This window comes from Streptomyces antioxidans, from assembly GCF_000968685.2.
Taxonomy (GTDB): domain Bacteria; phylum Actinomycetota; class Actinomycetes; order Streptomycetales; family Streptomycetaceae; genus Streptomyces; species Streptomyces antioxidans.
On the sequence record NZ_LAKD02000119.1, the window covers coordinates 50,279 to 68,382 of the forward strand.

An 18,104-nucleotide genomic window follows, 5' to 3' on the forward strand; every position below is an offset into this window, starting at 1 on the left:
CGGTACGGCCGCTACGCCTCCACGGCCTCGGCGCCACCACTCGGCGCCCAGGGGGCGCGGCGGATCGCACGCAGGGCCCGGTGCCGTCGCAGCCCGGTGAGGTGGTCGAGGAACAGCCCGCCGTCCAGATGGTCGCACTCGTGCTGCAGACAGCGCGCGAAGAAGCCCGTGCCCTCGATCCGCACCGGCTCCCCGGTCATCGTCACGCCCTCGATCACCACGTGGTCATGGCGCGGGGTGCCCGCCTCGACGCCCGGCAGTGACAGACAGCCCTCAGGACCGCGCACCGTCACCCCGTCGGCCGCGACCGGCCGGGGGTTGACGACATGCCCCAGATGGCGGTGGTCCTCGTCGTCCGGGCAGTCGAAGACGAAGACCCGCAGCCCCACGCCGATCTGATTGGCCGCGAGGCCCACCCCGTGGGACGCGTACATCGTGGCGTACATGTCCTCGATCAGCAGGGCCAGCCCGGCGTCGAACGCGGTGACCTCCGCGCAGGGCGCGCGCAGCGCCGGATCGCCGAGGAGCCTCAGGGGCCGCACCGCACCGCGGCTGCCCGGGATCACGCCATGTCGCATGGCAGCCAAGCCTACGGCGCCGGTGGGGTGGCCCCGTACGGGCGGACGGAATTCGGGACAGCCGCCGGATCTCGATAGGCTGCTCTCCGACCGTGGCCTCCCGGCTGGCGATGCGGCGCGGCGGGGGCGTACCACCGGCGCCTCGGGGGGCAGGAGCGGCGCCGGTATGCGAGGAGGATCGAGAAGACGATGGCAGGCAACTCGGAGCCGCTGTCACCACGGGCCAAGCTGGCCGTGACGGCGGGCAGGGCCGCGGCGGCGGTATCGAAGGCCGCGGGCCGCGGCAGCGGATCGGTGATCGGCGGCAAGGTGGCCCTGCGGCTCGACCCCGATCTGCTGGGCAGGCTGGCGCAGCACCTGGACGTCATCCTGGTGTCGGCGACCAACGGCAAGACCACGACCACCCGGCTCATCGCGGAGGCGCTGCGGGCGGCCGGACCGGTCGTCTCCAACGCGCTGGGCGCCAATATGCCGGCCGGTATCACCTCGGCCCTGGCGGGCGGCTCCGATGCCCGCTACGGCGTGATCGAGGTCGACGAGAAGTACCTCGCCGGTGTGGCGCGCGACACCGAGCCCAAGGCCATCGCGCTCCTCAACCTCTCCCGCGACCAGCTCGACCGCGCCGCCGAGACCCGCATGCTCGCCGAGAAGTGGCGCGAGGGCCTGACCGGCTCCAAGGCGGTCGTGATCGCCAACGCCGATGACCCGCTGATCGTCTGGGCCGCCTCGTCCAGCCCCAACGTGGTGTGGGTCGCGGCCGGGCAGGAGTGGAAGGACGACGCCTGGTCCTGCCCGTCCTGCGGCGGTGTGCTGCAGCGCCCGGGCGACGACTGGGTCTGCGGGGAGTGCGGCTTCCGCCGCCCGGTGCCCAGCTGGGCGCTGAACGGCGACTACGTCCTTGACCCGCACGGCGCCGCCTGGCCCATCCAGCTCCAGCTCCCCGGCCGCGCCAACAAGGCCAACGCGGCCACCTCGGCCGCCGTCGCCGCCACCTTCGGGGTGCCCCCGCAGGTCGCGCTGGAGCGGATGTACTCGGTCCAGGCCGTGGCCGGCCGGTATGACGTGGTCACCTACCAGGAACGCCAGCTGCGGCTGCTGCTGGCGAAGAACCCGGCCGGCTGGCTGGAGACCTTCTCGCTGATCGACCCGCCGCCCACCCCGGTGATCCTCTCGGTGAACGCGCGCGGTGCCGACGGCACCGACACCTCCTGGCTGTGGGACGTCGACTACACCCGTCTCGCCGGGCACCCGATCTGTGTGATCGGCGACCGCAAGCTGGACCTCGCGGTGCGTCTCGAGGTCGCCGGGCTGGACTTCCGGGTCTGCGCGGACGCGGACGAGGCGGTGCGGATCTCACCGCCCGGCCGCATCGAGGTGATCGCCAACTACACCGCGTTCCAGGACCTGCGCCGCCACGTCGGCAACTGACCCCCGTACGAGAGGCACGAAGATGCGTAGCACGAGCCAGAACGGCCTGCGTCTGGTGTGGATCTACCCCGACCTGCTGAGCACGTACGGCGACCAGGGCAACGTGCTGGTGGTCGAGCGCCGGGCCCGGCAGCGCGGGCTGGAGGTCTCCCGTCTGGACGTCCGCTCCGACCAGCAGATCCCCACCTCCGGGGACATCTATCTGATCGGCGGCGGCGAGGACCGCCCGCAGCGGCTGGCCGCCGAGCGGCTGATCCGGGACGGCGGGCTGAACCGGGCGGTGTCCAACGGGGCGATCGTCTTCTCGGTGTGCGCCGGATACCAGATCCTCGGCCATGAGTTCGTCAATGACCTCGGGCAGCGCCAGCAGGGCCTGGGGCTGCTGGACGTGGTCAGCACCCGTGGCGAGGGCGCCCGGTGCGTCGGTGATGTGCTGGCCGACATCGACGAGCGGCTGGGGCTGCCCCCGCTGACCGGCTTCGAGAACCACCAGGGCGTCACCCATCTGGGCCCGACCGCCCGCCCCTTCGCCCGGGTCCGGTTCGGCAACGGAAACGGCACCGGGGACGGCTTCGAGGGCGCGTACAGCGACACCGTCTTCGGGACGTACATGCACGGCCCGGTGATGGCCCGCAACCCGCATATCGCGGACCACCTGCTGAAGCTGGCCCTCGATGTGAACGCGCTGCCGCCGGTCAACGACCAGTGGTACGAGGCACTGCGCAACGAGCGGATCGCGGCGGCGACCCAGCCCGCCTGAGCCGCGCCCCGCTCGCTCGAGCGCAGCTCAGACGCCCTGCGCACACAAGGTGACCGCATGGCGGACATCGGGCCACAGGCCGCGCCCCCGCCGCCCGCCCGCTTGTAGGGTGGCGGGGTCCCGCCGGACGACGCGGTCCGGCCGTCGGCCCCCCAGCTCAGACAGAGGTACGCGTGCCATGCGCATTGGTGTGCTCACGTCCGGCGGCGACTGCCCCGGTCTGAACGCGGTCATCAGGTCAGTCGTCCACCGCGCCACCGTTGACCACGGCGATGAGGTGATCGGCTTCCAGGACGGCTGGAAGGGCCTGCTGGAGTGCGACTACCGCAAGCTGGACCTGGACGCCGTGAGCGGCATCCTGGCCCTCGGCGGCACCATCCTCGGCTCCACCCGGGTGCGCCCCGAGCATCTGCGGGACGGCGTGGAGCGGGCCAAGGGGCATGTGGCGGAGCTCGGCGTGGACGCGGTCATCCCCATCGGCGGGGAGGGCACGCTGAAGGCCGCCCGGCTGCTCTCGGACGCCGGACTGCCGATCGTCGGCGTGCCGAAGACCATCGACAACGACATCGCCTCGACCGATGTGACCTTCGGCTTCGACACCGCGGTCGGGGTCGCCAGCGAGGCCCTGGACCGGCTCAAGACCACCGCGGAGTCCCATCAGCGGGTGCTGATCGTCGAGGTCATGGGGCGGCACACCGGCTGGATCGCACTGCACTCGGGCATGGCCGCGGGCGCCCACGCCATCGTCGTCCCGGAGCGCCCCTTCGACATCGAGGAACTGGCCAGGACCGTCGGGGCGCGGTTCGACGCGGGCAAGAAGTTCGCGATCGTGGTGGTGGCGGAGGGCGCCAAGCCGCGCGAGGGCACGATGGACTACGAGGCCGGCGGCCGGGACGTCTACGGCCACGAGCGCTTCGCGGGCATCGCCCACCACCTCTCCGTGGAGCTCGAGCACCGGCTCGGCAAGGAGGCCCGGGCGGTCATCCTGGGCCATGTGCAGCGCGGTGGCACCCCGACGGCGTACGACAGGGTGCTGGCCACCCGCTTCGGCTGGCACGCGGTCGAGGCGGTCCACCGCGGCGCATTCGGCACGATCACGGCGCTGCGCGGCACGGACATCACCCTGGTGCCGCTCGCGGCGGCCGTGGAGCGGCTGAAGACGGTCCCCGCCGATCGGTACCTCGAAGCCGAATGCGTACTGTAGGTACGACACCAGCCGGATAGAGCCGATTCACACCGCGACCATCAATTGCGCAACCCTTGCGGCGAGCGACCAGGTCCGCGAGAGCGGCGCCGGTTCAGGCGCAAAAAGGGAGAATCTGCTGATGGACCACGGCGGGCACGGCATGATGATGGATCTGCCGCCGTTCACGCTGTCGCGCGGGCTGGAGTTCGGCGGCGATCCGTTCTTCCTGGTCGGCTGTGTGCTGGCGGTCGGTCTCTACGGCTGGGGCGCCGCGCGGCTGTGGCGGCGCGGGGACGCCTGGCCGGTGGGGCGCACGGTCTCCTTCGTGCTCGGGGTGCTGACCATCGTGGTCGCGATGTGCACCAAGCTGAATGACTACGGCATGGTCATGTTCAGCGTCCATATGGTGCAGCACATGATCATCAGCATGGTCTCGCCGATACTGCTGCTGCTGGGCGCGCCGGTCACGCTGACCCTGCGGGCCCTCCCTGCGGCCGGGCGCGGCCGTAAGGGGCCCCGGGAGCTGCTGGTCGCGCTGTTGCACAGCCGCTATATGCGGATCATCACCCACCCGGCGTTCACCATCCCGCTGTTCATCGCGAGCCTGTACGCGCTGTACTTCACCCCGCTCTTCGACTTCCTGATGGAGAGCAAGGCCGGGCATATCGCGATGATGGTCCACTTCCTCGCGGTGGGTCTGGTCTTCTTCTGGCCGATCATGGGCGTGGACCCGGGCCCGCACCGGCCCGGCTATGTGATGCGGATGCTGGAGCTGTTCTCGGGCATGCCGTTCCACGCGTTCTTCGGCATCGCGCTGATGATGGCGTCCGAGCCCATGGTCGGCACGTACCAGCACCCGCCCGCCTCGCTGGGCATCGACGCGCTGTCGGACCAGACCTGGGCGGGCGGTATCGCCTGGGCCTTCAGCGAGATCCCGTCGGTGATCGTGCTGGTGGCGCTGGTCTACCAGTGGTACAGGTCCGAGCAGCGGCAGGCGCGGCGCATCGACCGCACGGCGGACCGGGACGGCGACCGGGAGCTCGCGGCGTACAACGCGTATCTGGCGTCGCTCCAGTCCCGGAGCCAGTGACTGCCCACGCGGCAAAGAGCCGTCTGACAGCCCGTAGCGGGCGGGGCCCCCAGCGCGAGACCATGGACCCGGGCCCTGGATGGCCCGGGTCCTGGCGAAGGGGCGTCGGGACCGCCGTGAGGAGGTCGGGGATGCCCGGTTCCGCGAAGGCGATGACGGTGGCCACGGTGGGGGCTCTGGTGCTGGTGACGGCCTACACCGTGGCTCTGGGGAGCAACGGCTGGCTCTGGTTCAGCTGGGTGGTGCTCGGACTGCTGACCGTGGGGGTCGTGGCGGCCCGGGGCTGATCCCTACCGGGCGGAGGACTCCTTCGGAGCGGTTCCCGGGGGCCTGCCCAGCAGCCACCGCCATAACGCCGCCCACCACGGGACGTGTCCGGGGGCCGCCGCCCCGGGCCCCTCGGTGCCGGTCCTGACCGGTGCCGGGGGCTCCATCTCCCCGGGCGAGGGCACCCCCCGCCGAGGCGGAAGGAGGGCCTCGACGGGGAGGTCCATGATGTCCGGCTGGGGGCGCCGGGGCATGAACTCCACCGGCAGCTCCACCAGATGGCGGGAGATCCAGGACGAGAGCCAGCTCAGCTCGGACTCGTCCACGGCCAGCCGCAGATCGGGCAGGCGCAGCAGCAGGGTGTCGATGGCGGTGTCCGTGATGGCGCGGCCGATGTCCTGCCCCGGGCATTCATGGGGGCCGCCGCTGAAGGCGAGGTGGGACCGGTTGCCGTACATCGGCGCGGCGATGTCGGGGCGGATGGCCGGGTCCACGTTCCCGGCGGCCAGCCCCAGCAGCAGCATGTCCCCGGCCTTGATCCGCTGGCCGCCCAGCTCGGTGTCCCCGGTGGCCCAGCGGCCGGGGATGACCGTGAGCGGTGGCTCGTTCCACAGCACGTGCTCAATGGCGTCCGGCAGCGTCATATGGCCGCCGGCCAGGGACGCGCGGAAGCGCGGGTCGGTGAGGACCATGCGCAGCGTGTTGGCCATCAGATTGGTGGTGGTCTCGTTGCCGGTGAGCAGCACCAGACGCAGATGCTGGACCACCTCCTCCTCGGTGAGGCCGGAGGGGTGGGCCAGCAGCCAGGAGGCCAGGTCCTCGCCGGGTTCGGCGCGCTTGCGGGCCACCAGGCCCTCGAGGGCGCCGGTGACGTACGCGTCGCTGCGCAGGGCCGTCTCGGTGCCCTTCATCAGGTCCCGGGTGGCCTCGACCAGCCGTGGGCCGTACTCCTCGGGCATGCCCAGCAGTTGGGTGAGGACGAGCATGGGCAGCTGCTCGGCGAAGGCCGTGACCATCTCCGCGCCTCCGTGGGCACAGACGTCGTTCACCAGCTGATGGGTGAAGCGGGTGACGTGGCGGCGGATCCCACGGCGGTCGAAGCGCCCCATGGACTCGGTGAGCGCGGCCCGCAGCCGCTCGTGCTCATCGCCGTCGGCGAAGGTGCACATGGGCTGCCAGCCGACGACCGGCAGCAGGGGCGAGTCAGCGGCGATCCGGCCGTCCCTCCAGGCGTGCCAGTGGCGGGAGTCGCGGGAGAAGCGGGAGGGGGTGCGGGAGACCTCCAGGTTCTCGCGGTAGCCCAGCAGCAGCCAGGCCGGTATGCCACCGTCGAGCACGATCGGGGCCACCGGGCCGTGCTCGGTGCGCAGCCGCTCGTACAGCCCCATCGGGTCCTTCTCGTTCTCGGGCCCGAGGAGGTCCACCAGGCCGCCGTCTCCGCCGGGGAGCGCGGTGCGGACGGGGCACCGGGTGGGCGGCAGTTCGGCGGGCCCGGTGCCGGGGTCGTCGGGATGAGGGGTCACGGTGTCTCCGGGGTCACGGTGTGGAGGGGGTCACGGTGTGGAGGGATCGCAGATGGCGCACGAGGGCGAGGAGGGTGTCGCGGCTGGAGGCCCGGTCGCGGGCATCGCAGTCGATCATCGGTACGGAGTCGGGCAGGTCCATGGCCGCGCGCAGCTCCGCCATGGAGTGGACGGGGGCCTCGGGGAAGGCGTTGACCGCCACCACGAAGGGCACCCCGCGCTCCTCGAGCCGCCCCACCGCGTCAAAGCTGACCTCCAGACGGCGGGTGTCGACCAGGACCACGGCGCCCAGGGCACCCTCGAAGAGGCCGTCCCACAGGAACCAGAACCGCTCCTGGCCGGGGGTGCCGAACAGATAGAGCACCAGGCGCTCGTTGAGGCTGATCCGGCCGAAGTCCATCGCGACGGTGGTCTCGGTCTTGCGCTCGATCCCGGCGATGTCGTCGACGCCGACCCCGGCCTGGGTCATGGTCTCCTCGGTGGTCAGCGGGCGGATCTCGCTCACCGAGCCGACCATGGTGGTCTTGCCGACGCCGAAGCCACCGACGATCACCACCTTGACGGCGGCGGCCACGGAGGCCGGGAGGATGTCCTCGCTGCGCGGTCCGGCGATTCCCTCAGAGGTTCTGTAGTCCATGCATCACCGCCAGCAGCAGTTCGGGGTCGGGCAGCACGGCGGCCGGGACCGGCGCCCTGACCTCCACCCGGCCCTCCCCCAGCAGCCCCGCGAGGAGCACGGCGACGGTGGAGACGGGCAGGGCCAGATACGCGGAGACCTCGGCCACCGAGAGCGGGAACTGGCACATCCTCAGCACCGCCGCGGCCTCGGGGGCCGTCCCCGGCTCCGGTTCGGCGCGCGCCACGATCAGGCTGACGAGTTCGACGGGCCGGTGCCGGCGTTCCTGCGGGGCGTGGCCGCGGCTGACCGTGTAGAGCCGCTCGGGGCCGCCCTCGTCCCCCGGCTTGCCGGGCTCGCTCATGTCACGCGTCCGTCGACCCGCGGCGGGCTGCTGAGGTGCTCCCCGAGCCGGGCGACGAGGTCTCGCATGCACTGGCCCATCAGCCCGGCGTCCACGCTGTCCTCGGCGAGCACCGCCAGGTACGAGCTGGTACCGGCCGCCATCAGATAGAAGAACCCGCCGTCGACCTCGATGACGACCAGCCGCATCCGGCCGTCCCCCTCGGGGAATTCGGCGGCGATCGCGGCGCTGAGGCTCTGCAGCCCGGCGCAGGCGGCGGCCAGGCGGTCGGCGGTGTCCTTGTCCGTGCCGACCTGGGCCATGCACAGGCCGTCCGAGGACAGCAGGACCACGTGCCGGGTCTCCGGAACGCTGGACGCCAGGTCCCGGAGCATCCAGTCCATGTTGAACCGCGGTTGCGTCACTTGCCTACTCATCCTTGTTCGACGGGTTCGACGGGTTCGGGGAGTACGGGGTGTGCGGGGTGCCCGAGCCGTCCGGGATGGGGTGGCAGTCCCGGGGGTCCGGCGCGTCGGCGGCGGGGGGCGCCGGCGGGATCGGCTCGCCGTTGAGCCCCTTGGTGAAGGCGTCCAGCCAGATCCCCGGCTGTACGGGCCGCCGGGCCGCCTCGCGCGGCGTGCCGGGCACCGCCGGGGGCGCGGAGTCGACCCTGGTGGGCGGGGCGGCCATGGGCATCCGGCGGCGGCGCTGCGGGAGTCCGGCGCCGTTCTGCCGGAAGCCGGGGCCAGGTCCGGGTCCGGGGCCAGGTCCGGGACGGCCCTGCGCCACCGTGCCGCCGGTGCGGGTGGGCGACGGCAGGGGGGTGGCCCGCTTGATGGGCTTGGGCGGGGGCAGCTTGGCCGCGCGGGCGATGGCACCGCCGGGCGCGGGGGTGGGGCAGATGATGTCCTGCGGTACGACCAGCACCGCGCGCACCCCGCCGTACGCCGAGGGCCGCAGCGAGATCTGGAACCGGTACCGCACGGCGAGCCTGCCGACCACGGCCAGGCCGAGCCGCGGGGTCTCGCCGAGGTCGTTGAGGTCGAATCCGGTGGCCGCCTGGCGCAGCACCGAGTCGGTGCGCCTGCTCGCCCCCTCCGACAGGCCCACCCCGGCGTCCTCGATCTCGATCGCGATCCCGGACTGGACCTCGATCGCGGTCAGGTGCACCCGGGTCTTGGGCGGCGAGTAGCGGGTGGCGTTGTCCAGCAGCTCGGCGAGGGCGTGGATCAGCGGCTCCACCGAGGGTCCGACGATGGCGACGTCCGCCACCGAGTGCAGGTCCACCCGCTCGTACTCGAGGATGCGGGACATGGCGCCGCGGCAGACGTTGAACAGCGGCACCTCCTTCTGCCACTGGCGGCCCGGGCGCGAGCCGCCCAGGACCGAGATGGAGTCCGCAAGCCTGCCGATGAGGGCGTTGCCGTGGTCCAGGTGGAGCAGATCCTCGAAGACGTCCGGGTCGGCGCCGTGCTTGTCCTCCATCTCCCGCATGTCCAGGGCCTGTTGGTGGACGATGGCCTGCACCCGGCGGGCGATGTTGACGAACGCCCGCTGGCCCGCGTCCCTCAGGTCCTCCTCGGTCCGTACGGTCTCCAGCACCCACCGCAGCAGTTGCTCGTGGGCGGCGTCGAAGTCCGGGTCGAGACGGGGCGCGTAGTCGACGGCCTTCATCGCCTCGTGCACCATGGCGCCGCGCCGCAGCCGGTCCACGGTCGCGGGAAGCACCTCCCGGGTCAGCCGCCGGATCTCCGCCTCCTGGTCCGCCAGGCGCTGCCGGAACCGGGTCTCCTGGGCGGTGAGCCGGGTGCGCAGGGTGGTGATCAGCCGGCCGCGGCGCATCGCCTCGGCCGCCGCGAGGGCCACCGCGAGGGTCGCCGCCACTCCGCACCAGGCGACCGTGGCCCGCGCCCCGGACGGGACCACGGCGACGGCCAGGGCTGCGCAGAGCGCCATCGCGGCGGGAGGGATGACCCATACGAGCGTGGCGGCGGGCCGACGGCCTCCCGGTGAAGTGCCGGCTCCGGTCGAGGTGCCGCCTCCGGATGAAGTGCCGCCTCCGGATGAGGTACCGGCGAAAACCATGGGCATCCTTAAAAACAGCGAAGAGAAAATGGGTGCGGAATGAGGGCGACGCGTCAGCCCGTCATGGGCCCTGGAGCATAGCGGTTTCACCGTCGCATGAATCGAAGATGCTTTTTTCTTCGGAATGCGCCACGGTGAATTCAAAGAGCGCGAAAAAGCGATCACCTGTACTCATTCTTTGACCGTGAATGATCGGCCGAGGGCGAATCTGCTCAGGGCGAAGGAGTCTGGGCAGCGCGGCGCCCGGGCCCTTAGCGTCCCGGCATGAGCACTGGGAGCGCATGTGTGATCGGGGCGACGGGACAGATCGGCCGGGCGGCGGTGCGCGCGCTCGCCGAGGAGGGATGGCGGGTGCGGGCCGCCTCGCGCGGCGGGGGCCGCGACGGGAGCTGGCCCGGGTCGGTGGAGAGCGTGGCCGTGGACCGGGACGACGAGGCCGCGGTCGCCGCGCTGATCGGCGACGGCTGCGACGTGGTGCTGGACTGCGTCGCCTACGGTGGGGCGCACGCACGGCAGTTGCTGGACCTCGCCGGCCGCGTCGGGTCGGCGGTGGTGGTCTCCACCGGAGCGGTGTACGAGGACGACGAGGGCCGGGGCTTCGGGACCCAGGACCGGCCGGACGGCGCCCCGCGGTATCCGGTGCCGCTCCCCGAGTCCCAGCGGACCGTCCCGCCGGGCGACGGCTACGGCGGCCGGAAGGCGGCGCTGGAACGGGAGCTGCTGGCCGCCGGGGACCGGCTGCCGACGACCCTGCTGCGCGCCGGGGCGATCCACGGCCCGCACTGCCGCACCCCCCGCGAGCTGTACTTCGTCAAGCGGGCGCTGGACGGGCGGCCGGTGCGGATCCTGGCGTACGGCGGCCGCAGCCGGTTCCATCCGGTGCACGTCGACAACCTCGCGGAGCTGGTGCGGCTGGCCGCCCACCGTCCCGGTTCACGGGTGCTCAACGCGGGCGATCCGCAGGTCCCGACGGTCGCCGACATCGCCGCCGCCGTGGACGCGGTGCTGGAGGTGCGCGGCGAGCTGGTGCTGATCGACGGCGAACCGCCGCATCCGCATGTCGGCAGCACGCCCTGGAGCCTGGCCCACCCCCTCGTCTACGACCTGTCCGCGGCCGAACGGGAGCTGGGCTACCGCCCGGTGACCGGCTACGCGGAATCGCTCCCGGCGACCGTCGCCTGGCTGGCGGACCGGCTGGCGGCCGCCCCGGACTGGCGCACGGCCTTCCCCGACATGGCCGCCGCCTACGACCCGATGACCGATCTGTTCGACTACGCGGCCGAGGACGCGTGGCTGCGGGACGCGTAGCGGAGAAACGGAACCGGGCCCGTGCGGGGAACGCACGGGCCCGGCCCAGTACCGCGTACCGCCGACTACTTGACGATGTCGGCCGCCTCCTTGGCGGCCTTCGCGGAGGCGCCCGACTTCGCGGGCACCGGTGTGGCGTGCGGAGCACAGGTCACGTCCTCGGCGTCCACCGTGCCCTTGAGCAGGTAGGTGTCCACCCGGTCGTTGACGCACGGGTTGACCAGACCGGTGACCCCGTGCGAACCGGCGTCCTTCTCGGTCACCAGGCGCGAGCCCTTCAGCCGCTTGTGCAGCTCCACCGCGCCCTCGTAAGGGGTCGCGGCGTCGCGGGTGCTCTGCACGATCAGCGTCTTGGGCAGCCCCTTGGCGGCCCCCACCTCCAGCGGGGTCCCCTGCTTGGCACCCCACGTGGCGCACGGCAGGTTCATCCAGGCGTTGGACCAGGTCAAGAAGGGGTAGTCGCGGTGGAGCCGGGTGCTGTCCCGGTCCCACTTCGCCCAGCTGGTCGGCCACTTGGCGTCGGCGCATTCGACGGCCGTGTAGACCGCGTTGCCGTTCTCCGAGGCGATGTTGCCCGCGGTGTCGGACATGTCCGGGCCCGCGGCCTCGACCAGCGCCTTCTCATCGCCGCCGAGGTAGTCGCTCCACACCTGGGCGACCGTGGCCCACGACGAGTCGTAGTACGGAGCGCTCTGGAAGAACCCGAGCAGCTCGGCCGGGCCCACGACCCCGCCGATGGGGCTCTTCTTGGCCGCCGCGCGCAGCTTCTCCCACTGCCGCTGCACCTTCGCCGGGGTGTCGCCGAGGTGGTAGGCGGCGTCGTTCTTCGCCACCCACGCCTTCCAGTCGTTCCAGCGCGACTCGAAGGCGACGTCCTGGTCCAGGTTGGCCTGGTACCAGATCTTCTCCCGCGAGGGGTTCACCACGCTGTCCACGATCAGCCGGCGCACATGGGTCGGGAAGAGCGTCGCGTAGACCCCGCCGAGGTACGTCCCGTAGGACACGCCGATGTAGTTGAGCTTCTTGTCGCCGAGCGCGGCCCGGATGACGTCGACGTCCCGGGCGGTGTTGGGCGTCGTCAGGTGCGGCAGCATCCAGCCGCTGTGCTCCTCGCACCCCTCGGCGTACTCGCGGGCCAGCTTGCGCTGGGCGCGCTTGTCCGCCTCGCTGTCGGGCACCGGGTCCGACTTCGGGGCCTTGACGTACTCCTGGGGATCCACGCAGGAGATGGCCGTGGAGTGGCCCACCCCGCGCGGGTCGAAGCCGACGAAGTCGTACGCCTTCGACGTCTTCGTCCACAGCGGGTTCTTGGTGGTGACCCGGGTGGGGAAGCGCAGCCCGGAGCCGCCGGGCCCGCCCGGGTTGTAGATCAGCGAGCCCTGCCGCTCGGAGGCGGAGCCGGTGTTGGCGATCCGGTCCACCGCGAGCCTGATGGTGCGGCCGTTCGGCTTGGCGTAGTCGAGCGGCACGGTGACATAGCCGCACTGGATGGGCTTGGCGAGCTCCCAGTCGGCCGGGCAGTCCGTCCAGTCGATGCCCTTCTTCGCGGCCTTGGCCGCGGCCACCGCCACCCCACGGGCCTCGGCGGCCCCGCCGGGCGTCCGCTCCGATGCCCCGGCCGTGGGGGCCAGTGCACCGGTTATCAGCGCACCGGCGATCACACCGCCGGTCACGCCGAAGAGTGCTGTGCGTCTCACGTAGTTATCCCCCTGCTTTGTTGCGCCGCCAGGGGCGGCGATGATCACAGAGTGTCAAAGGGATTCTTCTGTCTTGCTTACCGCCGAGTACAGGGCAAACCGCCGATTCTTTATCAAGACGTGAACATAGACGTGAACATGAAGATGACTTCAGGAGTGCACATCAGCCCACGGCGGTGACCGCTTCATCGAGGGCCCGGCGGAGCTGGAGGGCGTCCGGGGCCACGGCGGTGGCGAGGGCGGCGGGACCGGTCAGCGGCACGAGGACGGCGGTCCCGGCGAGGCGGCGGGGGGTGAGGGGCTGAGCGTCATGGGACGGGTCGACCACGAGGAGCTGACCCACCGCCCGATGGCCGCCGAGGACCGCGCCGCCGTCCCAGCCGGGGGCGCCGGGGCCGTAGGAAAGCTCCTGGTCGAGGAGTGGGCGTCCACCGCGGTGGACGGTGAGGCGGCTGGTCAGACGGCCCGGCGATTCGCCGGTACGGCCCAGGATCTGCTCCTCGCGGAGCACGAGGCGGGCGGTGGGCGCGAGTTCGACACGGGTGGTCATCATGAGCTCGCTGCCGTGCGCGGAGATCAGGGGCTCGGGCAGCCAGTGCAGGGCCGCGCCGTCGGCGACGGTGAGCCGGATCTCGTAGTGCGCGGGCCCGGCCGCCCGCCCGGGCAGGGCGATGGTGGCCGCGGCGGAACCGACGCGCAGCCGGGCACCCGGCCCGGCGGTCACCTCGAGGGCGATACGGTCACCGCCGAGGGGAGCGCTCATGGCCCCGACGACGGTGACACACGCCTCCCCAGCCACGCCCCGGGTCCGCCGCAACGCGAGCGGCCCGTCCCCGGCGAGCACGGGCAACGCGGTACCGCCGCGTCCGTCCGCCTCGGCGAGGAGACGGGCGGTGGCCCGCACGGGTGCGCCGGGGGCGCCTGTTGCGGGTGAGGTGCGCGCCGCGCCCGAAACGAGTGCTGACGCACCCGAGACGCCCGCCGCGTCCCCGGTGCCCGCCACAGCCGAGGCGGTCGGGGTGCTCCGGGTGGCCGGGGCTTTCCGCTCTGGGGTGCGGCCGGGCATGCGCGGGGCGGGGCTCGGCCCGGCGGGGGAGGTCGCCCGTGGGCGTTCAGCGCCGGACGCGGTGTCCGGGGCGGGCGTCACACCGGGGCCGCTGTCCAGGCGGCCAGGCAGGTGCGGACCCAGTCGGTGATGGGGCGGACGCCGTCCTCGGCGACCAGGGAGGTGAAGGCGACGGGAAGTTCACCGCGCTGGGCCCTGGCGTCGCGGGCCATGCGTGCCAGGTCCGAGCCGACGTAGGGGGCCAGGTCGGTCTTGTTGACCACGAGCAGGTCGGCGGTGGTCACGCCGGGGCCGCCCTTGCGGGGGATGTCGTCGCCGCCCGCGACGTCGATGACGAACACCTGCGCGTCGACCAGGCCCTTGGAGAAGGTCGCGGTGAGGTTGTCGCCGCCGGACTCGACCAGGATCAGATCGAGCGGGCCCACGGTCTCCTCAAGCTCCTCGACCGCCTCCAGGTTGGCGGAGATGTCATCGCGGATCGCGGTGTGCGGGCAGGCGCCGGTCTCCACGGCGGTGATGCGCTCCGGCGGCAGTACGGCGTTGCGCAGCAGGAACTCGGCGTCCTCGCGGGTGTAGATGTCATTGGTGACCACGGCGAGGGAGAGCTGGTCGCGCAGCACCCGGCACAGGGCGGCGACGGTGGCGGTCTTGCCCGACCCCACGGGTCCGCCGAGGCCGATGCGCAGCGCCCGGCGGGTGCCGTCGGGGCGGTAAGGGCGGGGGGCACCGTAGGTGTGGCGCGGGGGGTAGGTGTTGTCCGCGTGGTCGAGATGCATGAGACGGCTCCGATGTTCCAGCAGCGGGGGCGCGGGCCCGGTTACGAGGCGAAGAGGCGTACGGACCAGGTGGCGTGGTGTTCGGCGGCGATGTCGAGCAGCGGCGCGGAGGCGGCGGGCAGCGCGCCGGGGCCCTCGTCGAGGGCCCGCCGCGCCGCGTCGGCGGCCCGCGCCGCGACCTGGTCAAGCTCGGGGGCGAGGCGGGCGAGCACGGCGGTGGCGTCGAAGGGGTCGAGGCTCAACAGCCGTACGGCGGCGGTCGCGGGTCCGCTCACCGCCTCGTACCCGGCGGCGTACGCGGCGTCCGGCGGCCCGAGCGCGGCGGCGCGCGCGGTGAGTCCGAGCACCACGGGCTGATGCGCCCCGCGCGGCCGGGCGGCGGCCAGGGCGTCCAGCTCGGACGAGGGCCAGGTGGCGCGGGCGGCACGCATCAGCTGGCGACCGAGCCGCCGGGCGGTGGCCCGCAGCGCGGGGCTGGGGGTACGGGCATCCGCCGCGTCGTCCAGCACGAGCGGATCGAGCCCGGCGGCGGCAGCGGCGGCGAGCCCGGCCGCGGTGAGCCCAGCGGTGTGCAACCGCCCCCGGCAGAACGCCTCCAGAGAGTCGGCGTCACGGATCCGTCCCGCCGCGACGGCGGCCTCGGCACCCCCGGAATGCGCATGCCCTCCGGCCGGAAACCGCCCATCAGCAAGAACCAGCAACGCACCGCCCCCGATCCCCCAACGCGCGGCTGGCGCCCAAGGGGCGGCAACCGTCCCACCAGGAGCCTCGCCCCCAAAGGCCCGTCGCGCGGCCTGTGGCCCGCCTTCCACCGCACGCCCTACGGTCATGTCCTCCGCCCCCGCACCGGCCCGCCCCGGCCCATCCGGCGCCCGAGAGGCGGCAGGGGCAGTCCCGCCAGGGGCGGCGTCCGGGACGCCGCCGGGGGCCAGCGCTTCCGCTTCTGCACCGGCCCGGCCCGGACCAGCCGGTGACGGGGCGCCAGGTACCCGCGAGGCGGCAGTGGCGGCCCCGCCGGGGGCCTCGCCCATGGGCGCCCGACGCGGGGAGCGCGGCCCGTCCTCCGCCTGGGAACCGGCCCCGTCCGGCCCGTCCGCTGGCGGGGAAGCGGGGGTCCAGGGGGCGGGGGCCCCTGGTTTCGGGGAGGGGCGGGGTGGGGGAGAGCCACCCGCGGCCGGACCGTGGGCGCCCCCAGCGTGCGCGGAGTCTCGTGTGTGGGCATCACGGGTCCGGCCGGTCAGAAGAGGAAGTAGCGCTGGGCCATGGGAAGTTCCGCCGCCGGGGCCGGTTCGACGGGCTCACCGTCGATCGTCACCGTGAACGTATCGGGGTCGACCTCCACCCGCGGCAGGGCGTCGTTCTGCCGCATGTCCGCCTTGGTGACCCCCCGCGTCCCGCGGATCGGGGCGAACCGCTTCCGGAGGTCCAGCCGGTCCGCCAGGCCGTCGTCCAAGGCGGTCTGGGTCACGAAGTTGACCGAGCCCCCGGCCGCCGCGCGGCCGAGCGCGCCGAACATGGGGCGCGGCAGGACCGGCTGCGGGGTCGGGATGGAGGCGTTCGCGTCGCCCATCTGCGCATAGGCGATCTGGCCGCCCTTGATCACCAGGTGCGGTTTGACGCCGAAGAACGCCGGGTCCCAGAGCACCAGATCGGCCAGCTTCCCGGGCTCCACCGAGCCGATCTCACCGTCGAGCCCCTGCGCCACCGCCGGGTTGATGGTGTATTTGGCGACATAGCGACGTGCCCGGTGGTTGTCGGCGCGGCCGTCCCCGGCCAGCGCCCCGCGCCGTCGCTTCATCACATGCGCGGTCTGCCAGGTGCGCAGCACCACCTCGCCGATCCGCCCCATGGCCTGGGAGTCCGAGGAGATGATCGAGATCGCGCCGAGGTCGTGCAGCACGTCCTCGGCGGCGATGGTGCTGGGCCGGATGCGGGACTCGGCGAAGGCGAGGTCCTCGGGGACGGCTGGGTTGAGGTGGTGGCAGACCATCAGCATGTCGAGGTGTTCCTCGACGGTGTTGACCGTGTGCGGGCGGGTCGGATTGGTGGAGCTGGGCAGCACGTTCGGCCGGGAGACCACGGTGATGATGTCGGGCGCGTGCCCGCCGCCCGCGCCCTCGGTGTGGTAGGCGTGGATGGAGCGCCCGGCGATGGCGGCGAGGGTGTCGCCGACGAAGCCCGCCTCGTTGAGGGTGTCGGTGTGGATGGCGAGCTGGGCGCCGCTCTCCTCGCAGACGCCGAGGCAGGCGTCGATGGCGGCGGGGGTCGCCCCCCAGTCCTCATGGATCTTGAACCCGAGCGCACCGCCGCGCAGTTGGGACCACATCGCCTCGCCCGAGACAGTGTTGCCCTTGCCGAGCAGCCCGATGTTGACCGGATAGCCCTCCAGCGCCTCGAACATCCGGGCCAGATGCCAGGGTCCGGGGGTGATGGTGGTGGCCTTGGTGCCCTCGGCGGGCCCGGTGCCGCCGCCGACGAGGGTGGTGATCCCGGAGCAGAGCGCCTGGTCGACGAGGGTCGGGGAGATGAAGTGGACATGGGCGTCGATGGCGCCCGCGGTGAGGATCTTGCCGTTGCCCGCGATGACCTCGGTCTCGGGCCCGATGACGAGGTCGGGGTGGACGCCGTCCATGGTGTCGGGGTTACCGGCCTTGCCGATCCCGGTGATGCGGCCGTCACGCAGGCCGATATCCGCCTTGACGACACCCCAGTGGTCCAGCACGACCGCACCCGTGATCACGGTGTCGGGGGTGCCCTCGGCGCGGGTGGCGCGGGACTGGCCCATGGATTCGCGGATCACCTTGCCGCCGCCGAAGACCGCCTCGTCCCCGGCCCGGCCGGGCCCGCCACCGCGGTCCTCCTCGATCTCGATGAAGAGGTCGGTGTCGGCGAGCCGGATGCGGTCCCCGGTGGTGGGGCCGAAGAGATCGGCGTAGGCCGCGCGGTTCAGTTCAGCGGTCATGCTGCACCTTTTCGTTCACTTCTCCGCTCTCCGTCCACGAGGCGACAGCGCACCCCGGCGGCCAGGTACCGCCCGGCAGTCTCGTACCGACCGGCGGCCTCGCGCGCGGCGTTCACAACCGCCCTCCCGTCTCGCCGCGCAGCCCCGGCACGATCCGCTCCCCCGCGATCGGGATCAGGGCGACCTCGACGGGGATGCCGGGTTCGAAGCGCACGGCGGTGCCCGCGGCGATGTTCAGCCGCTTGCCGCGGGCGACGGCGCGGTCGAAGTCAAGGCCGGGGTTGGCCTCGGCGAAGTGGTAGTGGGAGCCGACCTGGACGGGCCGGTCGGCGGCGTTGAGCACGGTGAGGAGGGTGATGGGCCGCCCCTCGTTGAGGGGCACCGGCTCATCGGCGTAAAGGATCTCTCCGGGGATCATG

18 protein-coding genes are annotated in these 18,104 nt (G+C 72.7%); 6 read left to right on the plus strand and 12 right to left on the minus strand.

The features are described 5' to 3' along the window. Window positions 1-11 precede the first annotated feature (11 nt). A complete protein-coding gene (gene def / locus VT50_RS32965) occupies window positions 12-578 on the minus strand; it encodes a peptide deformylase (protein ID WP_046088528.1) in 567 nt (188 codons plus the stop codon). 189 nt (window positions 579-767) lie between these two features. Here def and VT50_RS32970 point away from each other — a divergent pair, with 189 nt between their 5' ends. The 5 genes from VT50_RS32970 to VT50_RS39865 all read left to right on the plus strand — a co-directional run bounded on the left by VT50_RS32970 (window position 768) and on the right by VT50_RS39865 (window position 5,329). Then, window positions 768-2,006 carry a Mur ligase family protein gene (locus VT50_RS32970; RefSeq protein ID WP_046088529.1) on the plus strand — a complete coding sequence of 413 codons (1,239 nt, stop codon included), beginning with the start codon at window positions 768-770 and terminating at the stop codon, window positions 2,004-2,006. A gap of 22 nt (window positions 2,007-2,028) precedes the next feature. Beyond that, the gene (locus tag VT50_RS32975; protein ID WP_046088530.1) at window positions 2,029-2,766 is read left to right on the plus strand and encodes a type 1 glutamine amidotransferase; all 738 of its coding nucleotides are present in this window, start codon (window positions 2,029-2,031) and stop codon (window positions 2,764-2,766) included. A 178-nt stretch (window positions 2,767-2,944) separates the two neighbouring features. Continuing rightward, complete coding sequence (locus tag VT50_RS32980; protein ID WP_046088531.1) at window positions 2,945-3,970, plus strand: 6-phosphofructokinase; 1,026 nt, start codon at window positions 2,945-2,947, stop codon at window positions 3,968-3,970. Between the two features lie 121 nt (window positions 3,971-4,091). After that, window positions 4,092-5,042: a cytochrome c oxidase assembly protein gene (locus VT50_RS32985; protein WP_046088532.1), complete on the plus strand. Its 951-nt coding sequence runs from the start codon at window positions 4,092-4,094 to the stop codon at window positions 5,040-5,042. A gap of 131 nt (window positions 5,043-5,173) precedes the next feature. Further along, entirely contained in the window at window positions 5,174-5,329 is a 156-nt protein-coding gene (locus VT50_RS39865) for a hypothetical protein (protein WP_046088533.1), read from the plus strand. Window positions 5,330-5,332: 3 nt separating this feature from the next. Here the strand turns inward: VT50_RS39865 and VT50_RS32990 are convergent, their stop codons facing one another. Genes VT50_RS32990 through VT50_RS33010 form a run of 5 tightly spaced genes read right to left on the minus strand, consistent with a single transcriptional unit; the run spans window position 5,333 to window position 9,747 of the window. After that, window positions 5,333-6,832 carry a cytochrome P450 gene (locus VT50_RS32990; protein ID WP_046088534.1) on the minus strand — a complete coding sequence of 500 codons (1,500 nt, stop codon included), beginning with the start codon at window positions 6,830-6,832 and terminating at the stop codon, window positions 5,333-5,335. A gap of 13 nt (window positions 6,833-6,845) precedes the next feature. Next, window positions 6,846-7,469 (minus strand): GTP-binding protein, encoded by a 624-nt coding sequence (locus VT50_RS32995; protein ID WP_046088535.1) that lies wholly within the window; start codon window positions 7,467-7,469, stop codon window positions 6,846-6,848. Further along, window positions 7,450-7,812: a DUF742 domain-containing protein gene (locus tag VT50_RS33000; RefSeq protein ID WP_046088536.1), complete on the minus strand. Its 363-nt coding sequence runs from the start codon at window positions 7,810-7,812 to the stop codon at window positions 7,450-7,452. The genes VT50_RS32995 and VT50_RS33000 overlap by 20 nt, the downstream gene beginning before the upstream one ends. Then, entirely contained in the window at window positions 7,809-8,228 is a 420-nt protein-coding gene (locus VT50_RS33005; RefSeq protein WP_420822251.1) for a roadblock/LC7 domain-containing protein, read from the minus strand. Before VT50_RS33005 ends, VT50_RS33000 begins: the two co-directional genes overlap by 4 nt. After that, a complete protein-coding gene (locus VT50_RS33010) occupies window positions 8,221-9,747 on the minus strand; it encodes an ATP-binding protein (protein WP_240529400.1) in 1,527 nt (508 codons plus the stop codon). Before VT50_RS33010 ends, VT50_RS33005 begins: the two co-directional genes overlap by 8 nt. Before the next feature lie 393 nt (window positions 9,748-10,140). Between VT50_RS33010 and VT50_RS33015 the strand changes: the two genes are divergently transcribed. Continuing rightward, window positions 10,141-11,184 carry an NAD-dependent epimerase/dehydratase family protein gene (locus VT50_RS33015; RefSeq protein WP_046088538.1) on the plus strand — a complete coding sequence of 348 codons (1,044 nt, stop codon included), beginning with the start codon at window positions 10,141-10,143 and terminating at the stop codon, window positions 11,182-11,184. Between the two features lie 65 nt (window positions 11,185-11,249). On the opposite strand, the gene VT50_RS33020 is transcribed toward VT50_RS33015, so the two are convergent. From VT50_RS33020 to VT50_RS33050, 6 genes are all read right to left on the minus strand, one after another. Then, on the minus strand, window positions 11,250-12,881 hold the full coding sequence (locus tag VT50_RS33020; RefSeq protein WP_046088539.1) for an alpha/beta hydrolase: 1,632 nt from the start codon (window positions 12,879-12,881) through the stop codon (window positions 11,250-11,252). Window positions 12,882-13,044: 163 nt separating this feature from the next. Beyond that, the gene (locus VT50_RS33025) at window positions 13,045-13,884 is read right to left on the minus strand and encodes an urease accessory protein UreD (protein WP_240529401.1); all 840 of its coding nucleotides are present in this window, start codon (window positions 13,882-13,884) and stop codon (window positions 13,045-13,047) included. Window positions 13,885-14,024: 140 nt separating this feature from the next. Then, entirely contained in the window at window positions 14,025-14,723 is a 699-nt protein-coding gene (ureG, locus tag VT50_RS33030; protein ID WP_046088541.1) for an urease accessory protein UreG, read from the minus strand. A 41-nt stretch (window positions 14,724-14,764) separates the two neighbouring features. Beyond that, window positions 14,765-15,439 carry an urease accessory protein UreF gene (locus tag VT50_RS33035; RefSeq protein WP_079343942.1) on the minus strand — a complete coding sequence of 225 codons (675 nt, stop codon included), beginning with the start codon at window positions 15,437-15,439 and terminating at the stop codon, window positions 14,765-14,767. Window positions 15,440-15,960: 521 nt separating this feature from the next. Further along, on the minus strand, window positions 15,961-17,685 hold the full coding sequence (locus VT50_RS33045) for an urease subunit alpha (RefSeq protein ID WP_079343939.1): 1,725 nt from the start codon (window positions 17,683-17,685) through the stop codon (window positions 15,961-15,963). 112 nt (window positions 17,686-17,797) lie between these two features. Further along, the gene (locus tag VT50_RS33050) at window positions 17,798-18,103 is read right to left on the minus strand and encodes an urease subunit beta (protein WP_046087612.1); all 306 of its coding nucleotides are present in this window, start codon (window positions 18,101-18,103) and stop codon (window positions 17,798-17,800) included. Window position 18,104: the final 1 nt, after the last annotated feature.